The organism is Hominimerdicola intestinalis (assembly GCF_054655215.1).
In genome coordinates this window covers 218,784-235,953 of the sequence record NZ_BAAHNZ010000002.1, presented here as the reverse complement: position 1 = coordinate 235,953, position 17,170 = coordinate 218,784, and the positions used below count along the sequence as shown (strand labels likewise).

General features: G+C 42.3%; 15 protein-coding genes and 1 riboswitch. Of the genes, 5 read left to right on the top strand and 10 right to left on the bottom strand.

From position 1 onward, the window contains the following. The first annotated feature begins 68 nt into the window (after positions 1 to 68). On the top strand, positions 69 to 626 hold the full coding sequence (locus tag ACYQ0H_RS03475; RefSeq protein WP_459811451.1) for a phosphatase PAP2 family protein: 558 nt from the start codon (positions 69 to 71) through the stop codon (positions 624 to 626). Positions 627 to 650: 24 nt separating this feature from the next. Beyond that, positions 651 to 1,862, top strand: coding sequence for an enhanced serine sensitivity protein SseB (locus tag ACYQ0H_RS03470; RefSeq protein ID WP_459811450.1), 1,212 nt, complete (start codon positions 651 to 653; stop codon positions 1,860 to 1,862). A 30-nt stretch (positions 1,863 to 1,892) separates the two neighbouring features. Here ACYQ0H_RS03470 and ACYQ0H_RS03465 read toward each other — a convergent pair whose 3' ends face one another. After that, positions 1,893 to 2,387, bottom strand: coding sequence for a VanZ family protein (locus ACYQ0H_RS03465; RefSeq protein WP_459811449.1), 495 nt, complete (start codon positions 2,385 to 2,387; stop codon positions 1,893 to 1,895). Continuing rightward, positions 2,384 to 3,715, bottom strand: a complete 1,332-nt coding sequence (locus ACYQ0H_RS03460) for a CCA tRNA nucleotidyltransferase (protein ID WP_459811448.1) — start codon at positions 3,713 to 3,715, stop codon at positions 2,384 to 2,386. Before ACYQ0H_RS03460 ends, ACYQ0H_RS03465 begins: the two co-directional genes overlap by 4 nt. 104 nt (positions 3,716 to 3,819) lie before the next feature. Between ACYQ0H_RS03460 and lnt the strand changes: the two genes are divergently transcribed. Continuing rightward, complete coding sequence (gene lnt, locus ACYQ0H_RS03455; RefSeq protein WP_459811447.1) at positions 3,820 to 5,340, top strand: apolipoprotein N-acyltransferase; 1,521 nt, start codon at positions 3,820 to 3,822, stop codon at positions 5,338 to 5,340. On the opposite strand, the gene ACYQ0H_RS03450 is transcribed toward lnt, so the two are convergent. Genes ACYQ0H_RS03450 through coaBC form a run of 4 tightly spaced genes read right to left on the bottom strand, consistent with a single transcriptional unit; the run spans position 5,320 to position 10,699 of the window. Further along, positions 5,320 to 7,452 carry a glycoside hydrolase family 36 protein gene (locus tag ACYQ0H_RS03450; protein ID WP_459811446.1) on the bottom strand — a complete coding sequence of 711 codons (2,133 nt, stop codon included), beginning with the start codon at positions 7,450 to 7,452 and terminating at the stop codon, positions 5,320 to 5,322. The two genes, lnt and ACYQ0H_RS03450, sit on opposite strands and share 21 nt — an antisense overlap. Before the next feature lie 25 nt (positions 7,453 to 7,477). Then, entirely contained in the window at positions 7,478 to 8,437 is a 960-nt protein-coding gene (locus ACYQ0H_RS03445) for a hypothetical protein (protein WP_459811445.1), read from the bottom strand. 14 nt (positions 8,438 to 8,451) lie between these two features. After that, positions 8,452 to 9,474 carry a hypothetical protein gene (locus tag ACYQ0H_RS03440; RefSeq protein WP_459811444.1) on the bottom strand — a complete coding sequence of 341 codons (1,023 nt, stop codon included), beginning with the start codon at positions 9,472 to 9,474 and terminating at the stop codon, positions 8,452 to 8,454. A 28-nt stretch (positions 9,475 to 9,502) separates the two neighbouring features. Further along, positions 9,503 to 10,699 (bottom strand): bifunctional phosphopantothenoylcysteine decarboxylase/phosphopantothenate--cysteine ligase CoaBC, encoded by a 1,197-nt coding sequence (coaBC, locus tag ACYQ0H_RS03435; protein WP_459811443.1) that lies wholly within the window; start codon positions 10,697 to 10,699, stop codon positions 9,503 to 9,505. Between the two features lie 266 nt (positions 10,700 to 10,965). Between coaBC and ACYQ0H_RS03430 the strand changes: the two genes are divergently transcribed. Both ACYQ0H_RS03430 and ACYQ0H_RS03425 read left to right on the top strand, forming a co-directional pair. Beyond that, complete coding sequence (locus tag ACYQ0H_RS03430) at positions 10,966 to 11,604, top strand: ECF transporter S component (protein WP_459811442.1); 639 nt, start codon at positions 10,966 to 10,968, stop codon at positions 11,602 to 11,604. 19 nt (positions 11,605 to 11,623) lie between these two features. Then, complete coding sequence (locus tag ACYQ0H_RS03425) at positions 11,624 to 12,388, top strand: type III pantothenate kinase (protein ID WP_459811441.1); 765 nt, start codon at positions 11,624 to 11,626, stop codon at positions 12,386 to 12,388. Positions 12,389 to 12,444: 56 nt separating this feature from the next. Here the strand turns inward: ACYQ0H_RS03425 and metK are convergent, their stop codons facing one another. The 4 genes from metK to ACYQ0H_RS03405 all read right to left on the bottom strand — a co-directional run bounded on the left by metK (position 12,445) and on the right by ACYQ0H_RS03405 (position 17,110). Further along, complete coding sequence (gene metK, locus ACYQ0H_RS03420) at positions 12,445 to 13,617, bottom strand: methionine adenosyltransferase (protein WP_459811440.1); 1,173 nt, start codon at positions 13,615 to 13,617, stop codon at positions 12,445 to 12,447. Positions 13,618 to 13,722: 105 nt separating this feature from the next. Then, positions 13,723 to 13,822, bottom strand: a riboswitch (SAM riboswitch). A gap of 85 nt (positions 13,823 to 13,907) precedes the next feature. Continuing rightward, positions 13,908 to 14,627 (bottom strand): CpsB/CapC family capsule biosynthesis tyrosine phosphatase, encoded by a 720-nt coding sequence (locus tag ACYQ0H_RS03415; protein WP_459811439.1) that lies wholly within the window; start codon positions 14,625 to 14,627, stop codon positions 13,908 to 13,910. A 237-nt stretch (positions 14,628 to 14,864) separates the two neighbouring features. Further along, positions 14,865 to 16,871, bottom strand: a complete 2,007-nt coding sequence (gene feoB, locus ACYQ0H_RS03410; RefSeq protein ID WP_459811438.1) for a ferrous iron transport protein B — start codon at positions 16,869 to 16,871, stop codon at positions 14,865 to 14,867. Then, on the bottom strand, positions 16,868 to 17,110 hold the full coding sequence (locus ACYQ0H_RS03405) for a FeoA family protein (RefSeq protein ID WP_459811437.1): 243 nt from the start codon (positions 17,108 to 17,110) through the stop codon (positions 16,868 to 16,870). Before ACYQ0H_RS03405 ends, feoB begins: the two co-directional genes overlap by 4 nt. Positions 17,111 to 17,170 lie beyond the last annotated feature (60 nt).

Below are 17,170 nucleotides of genomic sequence, written 5' to 3'. Positions count from 1 at the left end.
CTATATTGCAATTTTGTTAATTTTGTGGTATACTAATTAAATTAAAGCAGCACGAAAGGCGGAAAGTTATGGAGGCTATAACAAATATAGATTTTGCGGTCTTGGATTTTTTACAGAAGCTTCACAGTAAGGTTCTGGATTTTATAATGCAGGCGGTTACTTTATCCGGGGATAACGGATATATATGGATCGCTTTATGTATAGTTCTGCTGTGCATACCAAAGACACGCAGAATAGGGGTTTTTACAGCTGTTACCCTCATAACCGAGGTAATACTCAACGACGGAATTATAAAGGGAATAATCGCAAGGGAGCGTCCTTTTATACAGAACAGTGCGATAGATACGATAATAAGGCAGCCAAGCGGATACTCTTTTCCGTCAGGACATTCGGCTTCTTCATTTGCCGCCGCTACAGCAGTTTATATGCATAACAAAAAGCTGGGAATACCGGCGTATATTTTGGCGGCCTTGATAGCATTTTCACGACTGTATTTTTATGTTCACTTCCCGTCAGATGTAATAATAGGAAGTCTGCTCGGAGTCCTTATAGGTATCGGTGTAAATAAGCTGCTGAATTATATCCTGAAGCGGTTAGAAGAGAGAAAATTGGCAGATAAACAATAAATGTAAATAGGGGGGGTATAAATAATGAAAACCATACAAGAACTTATAAAAAAGTATAATAAAAGAAAAAGCGTCAAGGTTTATGAGCTTATTATAGACCGTATTAAGACAGAGCCTGTACTATGGGCGGCTTATACTAAATCCACCCATAACTTTTACATAGGAATAGAAAACGGAAAAGCGTGCGCTTATATATTTACTGATATTGCGTATTATAATCAATTTTGCGATTTTTTGAACCAGCAGTATATATTTACTACTTCGGAAGAAATCAGTTACGGGGACAGATTGGGCTTTTTCCAGAAGCTTTATATGAACGGTATCGAGGCGGTTATAATTGATAACGGACAGACTTATCTTTGGACGGATCTGTGTGACATAATCGAAAAGCCTGATTTTTCAAGTGTTCCTAAAGTCAGCAGACCTGTAATGAATCCTTCGTTCTGTCGGGCGGCAAATGTGTTTTTTCAGGCGTACAGCATAAAAAGAGCTGACCGGATACTTGAATTAAATATGTTTAGAGAATTGGTAAAGGCGGAATTTCTTATCCCGGCGGATACTGAACAATTAGATATCGAGCGAAACGGCGGAAATAAGTGTACTTTTAAAAAAAACAGCTGTTTTGGAATACCTCTGATCAAAAATTCTCAAGGGAAAGCATTTTATCCGATATTTACCGATTGGTATCAATTAAGATTATTTGACAAAAATAGTAAATACAGCGGATTAATAATAAATTATAAAGATATTTGGCAGATGGTTGAAAAAGTCGACGGAGCAGTTATAAATCCATTTGGTTTTAATTTTATATTAGATAAGAATATGGCAGGCATAATAGACAATGCAGTCAAGGAGGAAAACGAGAAAGAAGCGTCGAAGAAACCCATACCTAAGAGTGGGGAAGCCGTTATGTGCGAACAAAGTTTTCCGAATGGTACAAAAGTTAAGCTGGGATTGCCGGCGGAATATCCTGAGGAAATGACAAAGGCGATATGCAGGGCAGTCAAATCAAATAAAAATGTTCATGCATTATATCTGCTTTTAATGATGATAGATAAAGAACAGAGCTATCTTATTGTTGCAGATTTTGAGGGAGATAAGGATAGTATTTTCGGAATGATCGCAAACGCCGGAATGCCGTATTCCAACGGAAAATATTTGGATCTTGTCAGATTTGACAGCGAATTCGGCAGAAACGCAGTTAAAGACGTAAAGCCGTTTTATAAGAGCATATAATCTATATAAGACCGTATTTACCGGATTTCATTAGCCGGTAATACGGTCTTTTTCTTTTTTATTCCGTTTTGCGGAAATAACCGCCGAGAAAGCAAGCGCCGCCGCTGTTCCCGCTGCCGCTCCCAGAGTATCTATGCATATATCTCGGAATTCACAGCTTCTTCCGGGAACAAAATACTGATGAAGCTCGTCAGTGCAGGCATAAATAAAAGCAAAAGCTGTCGGAATAAAAAACCTTACAGCTGGCTTTTTCGCTTTTATTGAGTTAAAGGCTAAAATGCCTAGGATTAAGTAAGCAGTGAAATGTGCTGATTTGCGTACAAAAAACTGAAGGTCTTCAACGAAATTGCTGCGTTGGCTTCCCGTAAAGCTGTCAAACTCAGGTACTATGAAATTGCATACCGTTTCTATTAAAGAACCGCTGGTTTCGCTGGAAGTTTCGGCATTCTGAGCTGAAAACATAAATATTACAGCGCACCATAAGATGGTCATGATCAAGAATATCAGCTGCTTCGTTCTTATCATAAAATTACGTCCCTTACATATTTCAGTATTTCTTCTCTGTTGTTTATTATTTCCTCGGAAATAACTGCTTCAAGTATACGGTCAAGCGCAGAGCCTATTTCCCGTCCGCTTAATCCAAGCTCTATAAGATCGTTTCCGTCTGCGTCAAGATCCGATATTTTCATGCAGGCGTTTTCTGCGTCAAGCTCAAAGGCTATCAAAGCAAGCTCGTCCAGGTTTTTCAGCTTTTCCGCCTTTTTATAATCTGACTGAGCATAGGTATCTGCTCGTCTGACTTCGAGGTAATCCATAAAAAAGTCAAAGCTGTATTTTGATATAAATCTTTTTACAGCTTTTCTTTCAGCGGGAATGCGGTTGTCATGTTCATATATCAGATCGTGGATATATCTCAGCGACATATTATCGCAGTGCAGGCGGTGCAGTATCTCCGCCGATATTTCAGCTCCGGCAAACTGATGCTTTTTGAAGTGATCTACGCCGTTTTCGTCGGTAACAGCCATTTTCGGCTTGGCTATGTCGTGGAGCAGCATTGTAAGCCGTATAGCCGGTTCGGGTCTGCAATATCCGACGCTTCTGCATATATGCTCCCAGACTGTGAAGCAGTGATGAGGATTATTCTGCCTGAAGCCGATACATTGCAGTATCTCAGGAATAAATACGCCAATTACTTCGCCGTACTCAAGCAGTATCTCCGCTGCGTCTTTTCCGCATACAAGCTTTTTCAGCTCGGAAAATATTCTTTCCGCAGATATACAGCGCAAAAGCTCTTTTTCAGCAAAAACCGACTCTTTCGTATTCTTTTCAAGCTCAAAGCCTAAAACCGAAGCAAAGCGTATTGCCCGAAGTATTCTCAGCGCGTCCTCTTTAAAGCGTTTCCGAGGCTCTCCAACGCACCTGATGATTTTTTTGTCAAGGTCGTTTGCACCTCCGAAAATATCTATCAGTCCCTGCTTTGGATTGTAGCACATAGCGTTTATAGTAAAATCACGTCTTTCAAGGTCGCCCTTTAGGTCGCTTATAAATTCAACGCTCTGAGGTCGGCGGTGGTCGGCGTAATTTCCGTCGCTGCGGTATGACGTTATTTCAACGGCGTTTCTGTCTATTATAACAGTCAACGTGCCATGTTTCAGTCCTGTTTCAATAGTTCTACAATCAGAGAAAACCTCCTGCATATCTGACGGAAGCGCATTTGTGCATATATCCCAATCATATGGTTCTTTTCCGATAAGGCTGTCTCTTACGCAGCCGCCTACACAGTAGGCTTCATATCCGTTTTTTTCAAGCAGTTCTATTGCGTGCTGAGCAAAATCCGGTACGTTTATTATCATTTTACAGACCTCCTTTCTTGGGGAAATAATAAATCAAAGCATTTTGGGAAAGATAAATTCTGCTGAAGCTTATATACATAAAAGTTGAAAAGCAGGTGAGATTTTTGAAACTGAAGCTGATTCTAATAATCTGCGGAGTTACGGCGGGAATTATTCAGACCTGCGCAGATATTCCTGTATTGTCGCTTATAGCCTATATTCCGATGTTTTACAGCGTTATATATGATAAGGAAATATTTAACGGCAGGTTCTCATGGCTTAAAAGCTGGCATATTTTTGTATTTTTTATGCAGCTTACCTCCTGCTCGTTCCTTATTACGGTTTATAGGCTGATACCTCTGCCGGCGGTGATAGGAATGCTTCTGTCGGTAATTGCTCTGCTTTCGCTTTCGCTGTGGCTGACCCTGCTTATTTCTGTACCGATAATATTTTTTCAGAAAATTAAATGCGGCGGAATATGGGATATATTCAGCTTTTCTATTTTATATACGGTAGGGGAATGGCTTTGCGAAAATGTTTTTGTGCTTTCGTTTCCTTGGTCTACAGTTTCGCTTTCTGCTGTTTCGTGGCAGGAATTTATACAGTCATCAAGCTTGCTGGGAGGTAAATTTACTTCTCTTATTATTCTCATAACAAACGGCTTTATCGCATACGGATTTAGCCGCAGAAGCATTAGACAAAAACTTGGCTGTATAATATGCTCTGCCGCCGTTGTTTCTTTAACCGTTTTCTACGGGGCGAATCATATTTTATACGTTAAGAACCTTATTGCGGAAAGCGGAGAAAACCTTAATGTGCTTATCGCTCAGGACGATGTTGAAGGTAAGGATAAATCCAAGCTGAACGGAAAGGAAGCCGCACAGCATTATATATCCGTACTGTCAGAAAACTGGGCTGACAATACAGACTTTATTCTCCTGCCGGAAACTGCCGTTCCTAAGACCTTTGATGAAGAGAGCGAAAATTTCAAAGGACTTCTTTCGCTTGCAAAGGAAAAAAACGTTATAATATGTTCGGGGGCATTCTGTGAACACAGCGGAAAAACCTATAATGCTCTTTATGTCTTTACTCCCGACGGCGCAGGAGAAAGACCCTATTATAAGCAGATACTGGTTCCCTTCGGAGAAAAGATCCCATTGGCCGGATTATTCGGACTGTCTACCGTTTCCTGCTGCGACGATGACGAGTATACTCAGCCTATAGAAACTCAGGATTATGAAATAGGCTGCGGTATTTGTATCGAGAGTATCTATTCGTCTGTTTTCCGTCGGCAGGCAGAGCAGGGAGGCGAGTTTTTTGTGATCCCGACTAATGATTCATGGTTCGGCAAAAGCTTCGCCAGATACGCTCATTACCGCCACAGTATACTCCGTTCGGTTGAAAATCAGCGTTATACGCTTCGTTCGGGGAACTGCGGTATCTCTGCGGTCATAACTCCTTGGGGCGAAGAATCCTCGTCAATAAAAAGCTCGCAGCGGGCGGTAATTGCAGACAGTATCAAAATGCTGAAAGCGGAAAGCGTCTATACAAGAACCGGCGATGGTTTGTTTATTTCTCTTTGTATACTTTACCTTACCGTAAGATTTTTTATATCGACAACAAAATTAAAAGACGAGCTTGAATAATCTGGCGGTATAAGGTTTTCTGAGCTGAACGGTAACTGCTGACTTTTCCTTGCTGTAAAAGAATTTTTCCTCGTTGCAGGACGGATAAATACAGCTGATCTCAGCGTTTCTGCCGTTCAGGAATGATACAGGAAGCACACAGGCGCTGTCGGCGCTTTCTCTTCTCCATACGGCAAGATATGCGGTATGTTCGGTTCTCAGTCCCAGCGATACCCATTCGTCAGAAAATTTCGATGTGCCCAGACTCCAGAACGGAACGGAATTTTTTATATCGGATCGTATCTTCCTGTAAACGGAAAGCGCTTCCTTCACCAAAGCCTTTCTTTCAGGCTCTATATTTCCCAGATGTCCGCTCTGGTGAACTCTGAGAAGCATTGCATTGACCATATTGAATATGACCTCCTCCTTATCTCCCGAGGTCATAGGATAGCTCCATACAGCCGACTGTTCAGGACAGAGAGCCGACGGGGAATTAGCAGCGATAGTGCAGTATTTTCTGTAATCGTCCTGATCTGAGGTGGACTGGATAGAATAGCGCGACAGCATTGCGTAATCCATTCTCAGTCCGCCGGATGAGCAGTTTTCGATAATAAGTTTAGGATACTTCTTAAATATTCCGTCAAGCCACGAGAGATATGCTCTTTCATGCTGTAAAAGTCCGTCGCCTGCGCTGTCGGCATTCTGCTCTGTACCGATACCCGGCTCGATATTATAGTCCATTTTTATATAGCCTACACCGTATTCTGAAACAAGCCTGTCGATAACTTCGTAAGCATGAGCGATAACTTTCGGATTTCTGAAATCAAGCTGATAGCGTGAACGGTCGTGAACCCTTTCTCCGTGGCGTGTAAAGAACCATGTATCGTCGCAGACGGTCTGAGCCATAGGACATTTAATTCCCATTACTTCTAGCTCAAGCCATACTCCTGGTATCATACCTTTTGAGCGGATATGATCAGTTACCTCTTTAAGTCCGTTGGGAAAGCGTCTGCGGCTTTCTTTCCATTCGCCTACCCAGTCCCACCAGAAGCCGTCGGCATACCAGCCTGCGTCTATGCAGTAATATTCACAGCCGGCTTCTGCAGCAGCGTCGATCAGCGGAAGCTCCTTTTCCGTCGTAGGATCGCCCCACAGACAATTCATATAGTCGTTGAAAATTACGGCAAGCCTTTCGTTGTCGGCATTGCGGCGGCGTATTTTACGGCGGTATTTTGTAAGCTCACCCATTGCGCCGTCAAAGCAGCTGTAGCCGTTCTCAGCGGAGGAAGCGCATACTCCTACGGCGCAGGGAACGGATTCAAAACGTTCTCCCGGCTTCAGTACCCTGCACCAGTGAGATTCTATTTCCGACGGGCCTGAAAGCTGAAGATACAGATGACCCTCCTGATCGGAGATCTCCCAGTGCCATGAGCCGTTATGCTCTATCTGCCAGAATATTGCCGAGCCTATTTCCGTATTTTCCAGAAATCCCATAGGCACATATTCCTTAGCTGACCAGTTTCCGACATTTGTAAAGCCGATGACCTTTGAGGAATGCTGGTAATCCTTGGGCTGGCATTGCTCCAGTCCGAGCTGAGGAAGGGTATATTTTGACCATTGAAGCTCTCTCTGCCATGAGTTGTGGCATACGGAAAGCTCCATTTTCTTGTCCTGTTCAAGTAAGCCTTCTTTTTCTATGCCGTTTATATTGAATGAGGATACATATTCAAGAGTACGGTTTTCTGTACCGTTATTGATGACCGAGGTCCATGTACGGACAACTGAGATACCATTGCAGAACTGAAAATGAGATATAGCTTCTATTCCTGTTTCTTCATCGAATGTCGTGATCTCAAGCTTTCTTCCAAGCTGGTTTGCAGTATCGGTAAAATCCCTGAATTTCATTCTGTAGCCGGGAGCAGTTACTATGTACTTGTTGCCGTGTCTTTCATACGGCCTGTCCAGACCGGAAACGTTTATTTCAGCAAGACGGAAGCCAAGCGTACCGGTACGGGAGGTTATATTTTTTTCATCAAACGGCAGTGCGGAAAAATGCAGCAGCTTTGCTTCGTTTTCATCGTTTATATCAAGGACGAAATGTATTCCGTTTTCACAGAGTTCTATTCTTTTCATAGTCTTTATATCCTTTCAGACGCTGTTAATTTTGGATCGTATTATTTTTGTATACCTCAAAGGCGCAGTTCAGAATAGTTGAAATGCTGTCTTTATTATAGCCAAGCTCACGCTGGGAGGAGTTATCAATACAGTCGGGAAGTATATTCTCAGGTATCCTTTTATCAAATGAAAAAGCAAAACTCTTATCTTCTAGGATCAGGAGATAATTGAACTTTCCGTTATTTTCTGTGCCTTCATTACAGTCTGTACAGGCGAAATAAAATTTGTTTATTCTGTCGGCGCACCAGTACTCAGGAACACCTTTGCCGTTTCCCGTAAAAGATATGATCTTTTCAGTATCTGCTGACGAGGTTTTTTCATAGCTGAAATACGGAGGAAAAAGCAAAGCTTTAAGCTTTGGATTGTATTCTTCATTATCTTCCGAGCTTATTTGCTTGTCCGATCGGCTGAGAGAGCTGTAATTAGGTATATGGTCAGCTGTTTCTGTAATTTCGCTTTCACAAGCTTCAGCTTCTTTTTCGGACTGTTTACGTCTGTGCGGTCTGACGCTTTTATCAAATATTTTATTAAGATCGGTAATACAGTTGTCCAATTCCCGTTTTTTATAATTCTTTATTTTCAGGTAAATGGAATCGGCTATTACTATAAAAAACAATAAATTCACAATTAGAAGAGAAATTAAAAATGATTTTGATACGCTGTCGAATGGTATTAACATATTGTTGCCTATTATAACTACGATAAAAGGTCCTATAATTGCATACGGCTCTTTTTCATCTATTGCTTTTATTATTCTTACGGTTTCAGGTGACTTTCGTATAATATGTACGACCAAGTATATTAATGCGGCAAAGACAGCGTTCATACACAGTATGATCAGTATTGGACTTTCAGAGCTTTTAGAGATCCTCCATAAGGAGTTTTCGGTCAGTATAATGCAGATAATAACTGCAATTATCTTTATATATTTATGATTATTCATAGTATTCTTATTACCTATCTTACTGCGGAAGCCAAACCGTCTTTGTAGTAAAACTGTACAAATCCGCGGCTTGCGGCACGCTTCTCAAGTCTGTCCTTTGTATCATATTCAAGAATTACAGTTTGCTTGTCTGTAAGATCGCAGTCAAGAGGCTTCGGGACCTGAACTATATACATAGGCATTGAAAAGCCGTCGTCCGCCGTTTCATAAATTTTCTGCAATGATATGACTCTGCTGCTTTTACCGTTTATCGTTACCGCAATATCGTCGGTTTCAAGCTCAGGCGCTATATCGGTTACATTGAATTTGTTTTTTCCGAGAATTACTTCATACTCGTCCTTTTTGTAATATAGCATAGGACGGAAGGAAAGAAATAAATTGTTTATTCCGCCGTTGTCTGTAAATACGTTAAGCGAATAAACTTCCCCGCTGCCTATTTTTAAATTGACAGTTTCGTCACGGTCGGCAATAAAATGCCAGCCCCAGCATTCAAGGGAGCCGCTGCCGTAGCTGCTGTCGTCGGAGTAAACAGCGTTGTAAAGTCCGTTGGGTATCTTAAGTGAATAGCTTCCATATTTATCGGTCCATGTGCCTATAATATAAGGACCATCCTCAAAGCCGTAACGGTACAGCATTACTGCCGACGGAAAAGGCTTCCCATCGAAATTCGATACATTTCCGGATATTGTGGAGTAACCGCATTTTTTGTCAAGCTCGGAATGCTGAGAGCCGCTGGTGCATGAAACGTGAATAAAGTCAGGGTAGCAGTCCTTGGTTTCACCTATTTTGATCAAAGCGTTTTTTTCCGCGGCTTTTACATATATCCCGTCGGATAAGCCGTCGTTTGCTATTTCAGTGTTTTTCTCAAATACAAGACTCGTTCCGCAGTAGCCGCAGACGGATATTGTCAGCGGGAAGGTCAGCTCAGTAAATTCGCAGTATATTCCTATATGTGAGCTTGTACTGAAAAAATCAGGCTGTAAAAATTCTTCCTTGCCCTGTTTGCAGTTAAAGTACCAAACATCCTTTATCTTCATAATATGATCCTCCTATTCTTTCATTGTGTTATCTGTCAAGAATAGCTTTAATCCTGTCAAGAATTATATGAGCCGCACTTTCCTTAGACATGATCCCAAGCTCTTCACAGCCGTTTTTTGTAATTACCGTGATAATATTCGTATCGGCTCCGAAGCCTGCCCCCTCTTTTTTTAGTGAATTGGCGCAGATCATATCGCAGTTCTTGGATTCCAGCTTTCGGCGGGAATTTTCTGTTACATTATCCGTTTCCATTGAAAAGCCGCATATGACCTGTCCTATGTGCTTGTGTACACCCAGGTATTTAAGAATATCCTTTGTTCGTTTAAGCATGATCTTCATATCGCCGTCTGATTTCTTTACCTTGCTTTTATAGGTTATCGCAGGAGTATAATCAGAAACCGCCGCAGCTTTGATTATTATATCCTGGCTGTCGGAAAGAGAAACAACTGCATTGTACATATCCTCGGCTGAAATTACAGGAACGGTTTTTACAAACATAGGCGGTTCTACGTCCATATGAGCGCAGACAAGAGTAACGTCAGCCCCTCTGAGCATTGCGGCTTCGGCGGCGGCGCAGCCCATTTTTCCGCTTGAATGATTGGTAATGAAGCGTACCGGGTCAATGCTTTCTCTGGTAGCTCCTGCGGTAACAAGCACTTTTTTTCCGGACAGATCTTTTTTATAAGCGATCTCTTTTATAATATATTTAAGCAGGGTATCCTCCGTGGGAAGCTTTCCGTCCCCTATATCTCGATTTGCAAGCATACCGTTAACCGGCTCTATAATTTCATAGCCGTGGCGCTTGAGCTTTTCTATATTTTCCTGAACTATTGAATTATGAAGCATATTATGGTTCATTGCCGGGGCAATAATTTTTTTGCATGGGCAAGCCATAACGGTTGTAGTCAGCATATCATCAGCGATCCCGTTGGCGATCTTACCTATTACGTTTGCTGAAGCGGGAGCGATCATTACTATATCTGCTTTTTTGGCAAGTGCAACGTGTTCCACGCTGTATTGAAAGTTCCTGTCAAAGGTGTCCATAAGGCACTTATTCTGAGTTATGGTTTCAAAAGTAATAGGATTTATAAACTGAGCTGCATTCTGAGTCATAATAACCTGAACATCGCAGTGAAGCTTTGTCAGCATTCTGGCGAGGTTTGCGGTCTTATATGCCGCAATACTTCCCGTAACTCCAAGAACGACTGTTTTTCCTTTAAGCATATTGCACATCTCCCGTGATTTAAAAAAGTATTTTTAATATTATATCACAAAAAAACGGAAAAAGATATAGATTTTCTGAAAAAAGTATGCTATAATATAAACAGCGGCTGCCGGACTTCAGACGGAGCGGATTTCAAGTACATACCCTGTCCGCAGATATTTCCTGCAAAGAAAATCTGACGCGCTTACATCTGTATATCCCATATGCAGCTGCCGTGTATTGTATCCTCGGAATGAGGAATAATAACAAGGAGGTTTTCATTATTATGAAATCAACATTAAAAACAAAACAGCTGGTTATTCTTGGATTGCTGACAGCTATCCTGCTCATTATGGCATATACGCCGCTGGGATATTTAAACGTCGGCATTTTGGCTATTACTTTTAATGTAATTCCGGTAGCGCTGGCGGCGATCGTGCTGGGACCTGCCGGAGGAGCTGTTGCGGGTGCGGTATTCGGTCTTACTAGCTTTTTGCAGTGCATCGGAGTTGGCGGAACAAGTGCTATGGGAGTAATTTTATTCGATATAAATCCTGTATTAGCTTTTATTCAGCGCTTTGTTCCGCGTGTACTTGACGGTTTTCTGCTCGGATTTATATTTAGAAAAGTAAGAAAATCATCGAATACCTATATATCCTGTGCAGTCACAGGCTTCTGCTCAGCTTTATTAAATACGCTGTTCTTTATGACTGCTCTGGTTGTGCTTTACGGAAATACGGATTATGTTCGGGGCCTGATTGCCGGAGAGAATATAATCGTATTTATCTGTACTTTTGCTGGTATAAATGCGGTTTTTGAAATAGCTGCTTCTACGATTGTGACCGGAGCTGTAGGTTCGGCTCTTTATAAAGCCAGGCTTATTCCCGCTGCGGTAAAACCTGTTTCAGCTTCACAAGCGGATTGATTTTCGGAGGATATTAAAAATGGTTCTTGCAGTTGATATAGGAAATTCAAATATAGTGATGGGCTGTTTTGAAAACGATAAGATCCTTTTTATTGAACGCTTATCAACAAATCGTGAAGCTACTGCCTTAGAGTATACGATAATGCTCAAAAACATATTGGAGCTTAACGGTATAAGCCATATGGATTTTCAGGGCGGTATTATTTCCTCTGTTGTTCCGCCGGTAACGCTTACAGTAAAAGAAGCCATGGAACGTCTTACCTGCAAGCAGGTAATGGTAGTAGGACCGGGAATAAAAACAGGACTTAAGATAATGCTGGATAATCCCGCTCAGCTTGGAAGCGACAGGGTAGCTGACGCGGTGGGTGCAATTAATCTTTATCCGGTTCCATGCATTATGATAGATATGGGTACGGCTACTACTATATCCGTTATAGATAAAAATAAGAACTTTATGGGCGGACTTATAATCCCCGGACTGAGAACATCCCTCGACTCGCTGACCTCCAGAACATCTCAGCTTCCGAACATCAGTCTTGTTCCTCCGAAAAGGGTTATAGGCACTAATACGATAGACTGTATGAAGAGCGGAATAATTAACAGTACCGCTTCAAGTATCGACGGAGTTATCGAGCGTATAGAAGAAGAACTCGGAGAAAAATGTACGGTTATATCTACGGGCGGAATAGCAAAAACTATCATTCCGTTCTGCAAACGAGAGATAATTATCGACGATCAGCTGCTTTTAAAAGGACTGCGTATTATTTATAATAAGAATAAATAACATATAATTATATTAAAACCGCTCCCGAAACGAAATTCGGAAGCGGCTTTTTTCTATTATTTCAATGCATCAAGCAGAGCCTTAACTCTGTCTGTTTTCTCCCATGCAGCTCCGAGATCCTCACGCCCTATGTGACCGTACGCCGCAAGCGCTTTATACTGAGGCTTTCTAAGATCCAAATCTTTTATGATCGCCGCAGGACGGAGATCAAAGACCTTGTTTACTGCCTCTGCAAGCTTTTCGTCAGGATATTTTCCTGTACCGTAGGTATCTACCATTACGGAAACGGGACGGGCAACGCCTATAGCGTAGGCAAGTTCAACCTCGCATTGCTTTGCAAGACCTGCCGCTACAATGTTTTTTGCAGCATATCTCGCCGCATATGTTGCGGAGCGGTCTACCTTAGTCGGATCCTTTCCTGAAAAAGCTCCGCCTCCGTGACGGGCGTAGCCGCCGTAGGTATCGACGATAATTTTTCTTCCGGTAAGACCGCTGTCGCCCTGAGGGCCTCCGACTACAAAGCGTCCTGTAGGATTTACAAAATAGGTAGTATTTTCGTCAAGCAGCTCAGCAGGGATAACTGCCTTAATTACATATTCTATTATGTCTTTTCTTATCTGCTCCAGCGATACGGCTTCATCGTGCTGAGAGGATACGACAACAGCGTCAACTCTGACGGGCTTTGAGCCGTCGTATTCGACAGTGACCTGAGTTTTGCCGTCTGGACGGAGATAGCTGAGAGTTCCGTTTTTTCTTACCTCGGTAAGCTTAAGGGCAAGCTTATGAGCAAGAGAAATAGGCATAGGCATAAGCTCGGGTGTTTCGTCGCAGGCGTATCCGAACATTATACCCTGATCTCCCGCACCTATATCGAAAGCGTTTTCATCCCGCCCTTCTAGAGCATTGTCAACTCCCATAGCAATATCAGGAGACTGCTTGTCTATAGATGTCAGCACCGAGCAGGTATAGCCGTCGAAACCGTATTTAGCACGGTCATAGCCTATACCGATGACCGTATCCCTGACGATCTGAGGAATATCCACGACCGCCTTAGTTGTTATTTCTCCCATGCACATAACAAAGCCTGTTGTCGTTACTGTTTCGCAGGCTACTCTGGACATAGGATCCTGTGCCAGCATAGCGTCCAGTACGGCGTCGGAAATCTGATCGCATATCTTATCAGGATGTCCTTCTGTTACCGATTCGGATGTAAATAAACGTCTTGACATTTTTATTACCTCTTTCATTTTAGACTGTATGTTAAAAACCTATCAAGTAAATAAGAGCATTAAAAAAGACGCTTCATTCCGAAACGCCTGAATTTACTGAAAAATTCCTCATCTCCCGGAATACACCGCAGGAATTAGCACCTTAGCTTAATAACTAGGTTGCCGGGCTTCACAGGACCTGTTCCTCCGCCACTCTTGATAAGGTATTAAATTATAACAATATTATTATACAGCAATCGACCCGTTATGTCAATATGTATAAGAACTGAGTTGTAAATTTATTGTGAATGTCACAGCAGGATTTCTTCTGTGCTGAGATTTTCAAGCAGCTTTCTGCCGTTTTCTTCAATACGGTGCATGACCGCAGCGCCGGCCTTTTTTTGAATAACTTTTTCAGCGTCGCCTAGCAGGGCATGACATCTTTCCGTACGATGAAAATCTGTTCCCAGTACATGAACATAGCCGTCGCTGATCAGTTTAAGACAGTTCTTCCTGGAACGAAAAGTCATAAGCGAATCTGCATTTATCTGTCCTAAAACGTCAAGACTCATAAGCCTTGAAAGTTCCTTATAGCTCGTAAACGAAAGATACCGTTCTATATGGGCGATCATGACCTTGACGTCCGTAGTTCCGGTAATGCGTTCAATATCGCTGATCATATCATCGGTAATACGCGAATACGGCATTTCAAGAAGTATAAAATCAGTTCCCTCGAGACACAGTTTGTAAATTTCTTCGCTTCCGGCAAGTGCATGATTATAAAGCACCTCGGCTCCGGTAATTATTCTTGGGTGTTCAGGCTTTAAATAAGGCTTGATACGTTGAAGCGCATTATTCCTGTTTTCGAGAAAAATATCGATCGAGGTTTGACCGCAGTAGAAATGAGGAGTGGCGGCGACAATATCTACGTTATCTTCAGCCATTAGATCAAGTATTTTAACAGTTTCTTCCGTGCTTCCCGAACCGTCGTCGATCTGCGGCAGGATATGCGAATGAAAGTCTATTTTCACAGTAAACACCCCCGTTTTGATAATTATAGCATATGGCTCTTTTTATGTCAAACGGAAGAAAATTGAAAGCTTATTTTTTGATCCTTTTATTTTCATGTCCGCACCTGCGGTTCATGCATCTGCAGCAGTTACCGCAGCATTTTCCGCTAAAGCTGTCCTTGAGAAAGCGAATAAGTATCAGAACCGCAAGTATAATGAGCATAATACAGAAAGCAATTATAATGTACTTCATAAATTTCACCCGATAAAAAGTGAGCCGATCTGGTAAACTGCCAGAGCTGCTGTGTAAGCGACGGTGCATTGCAGCGCAGCGCTTGCCAAAGCCCATTTTAAACTGCCGGTTTCTTTTTTTATTGTAACAAAGGCTGAAATACATGGCATATACAACAGGCAGAAGATCATAAAGCTGAAAGCCGAAAGGGGAGTAAAGACTGTTGAAATAGCGCCTGAAAGAGCAGCTTCATTGGGAGCGGAGTAAAGCACCAGCATGGTGCTTACAACGGCCTCCTTGGCTACCAGACCTGAAAGCAGCGAAACTCCCGCTTTCCAGTTCCCGAACCCTAGAGGAGCAAATACGGGAGCAAGAAAAGCTCCGATATGACCGAAAATACTTATCTCGCTGTCCTGAGTATATTCAAACGACGGAGTAAACGACTGAAGCGCCCAAATAACTATAGACATTGCAAAAATAACCGTTCCGGCCTTTATAATAAAGCCTCTGCATTTATCCCATGTGTTTTTGAGAACTGAAGAAAGCATAGGAAGACGATATGCAGGCAGCTCCATAACAAAAGGCGCCTGATTAGTTTTAAAGACGGTTTTTTTAAGGATCAGTCCTATAAGTATAGCAAGGGCAAAACCAGTTATGTACATTGAAAATACGACCAGTCCCTGATGAGCGGCAAAGAAAACTCCTGCGAACAGTGCATATACCGGAAGCTTTGCGCCGCAGGACATAAAGGGTATAAGCAGTATTGTGGCACGGCGTTCATTGATATTTTCCTGGGTCCTTGTCGCCATTACTGCCGGGGTCGTACAGCCAAAGCCCATAAGCATTGGTATAAAGCTTTTTCCCGAAAGTCCCAGCTTACGCAGAAATCTGTCGGTTATAAATGCGGCTCTTGCCATATAACCGCTGTCCTCCAGTATTGAAAGACACAGAAACAATATACATATCTGCGGAAGAAAGGTAAGAATGCCTCCGACTCCGCTTATTACTCCGTCTGTTATCAGAGAAACCGTCCATTGAGGAGCGCCGGCCTTTTCCATAAAGCTCAGTACCGCAGGAGAAAGGATATTATTGAACAGCTTTTCAATAATATCGGATAAAAAGCTTCCGACCGGCCCGAAAGTAAGTCCGAATATAGAACCCATTATAAGAATAAAGATAGGCAGCGCAAGAAATCTGTTTGTTACTACAATATCTATTTTATCAGATACCGTAAGCTTTTCCTCACTCTTGCCCTTTACTACACATTTGGCAGTAACGTTTTCTATAAAGCTGTAGCGTGCGTCGGCAAGCATTGTTTCGCGGTCGCCGTATCTTCCCGAACTTTCATACTTTTGCGCAATACGTTCAAGTGCAGCCGCTTTTTCAGCGCTCAGTTCAAGCTCTCCTACTGCGCTTTCGTCGCCCTCAAGGATTTTTGAAGCATAAAATGAATAGGGAAGAACTTTGTTTTCATCATAAATTTCGGAAAATATCTGGTTAAGCGCATTTTGGGTCTTATTGTCAAAGTTAATTTCGGGAGGTATGATATTATTTTCAATAACGTATGAGATCTGTCTCATGACTTCATCTATATTATCGCCTCTTCTGGCAGATACAGGTACTATCGGCATACCCAGAAGCTTTGATAGGTAGCAGGTATCTATAGAACCTCCCTGAGCTTTCACGTCGTCCATCATATTTATTACCAGGACCATTGGTATTCCAAGCTCGACCAGCTGTACGGTAAGGTAGAGGTTTCTTTCAATATTTGTACCGTCGATTATGTTAATTATTGCCTGTGGCTTTTCTTTTATAATGAAATCTCGGCTGACTATTTCCTCCATAGAATACGGTGAAAGCGAATATATCCCCGGAAGATCGACGATCTCAAATTTTCCGTCCTTTGTTTTGCCGGTCTTTTTTTCTACCGTAACTCCAGCCCAGTTTCCTACATACTGGTTTGAACCGGTAAGGGCGTTGAATAAAGTAGTTTTTCCGCAGTTGGGATTTCCCGCAAGAGCAACAGAATTCATGCGTCAGGCTCCTTACTTACCGTTATATTTTTAGCCTCGGAGCGTCTTATCGAAAGCATATAACCTCTCAGCTTTATTTCCAGAGGATCTCCCAGCGGTGCGACCTTATACAGCTTTACTCTTACTCCGGGAGTGATGCCCATATCTATGAGCCTGCGCTTCATTGCGCCCAGACAGTTCATTCTTGTTACTGTCGCATATTCACCGGCGTTGAGATCGTTAAGGGTGGCTTCTTTCATTAAAACATTTCCTTTCGTGGCGTTCGCTTAATACGGCAAAGGCTGAGTTAACCTTTGCTA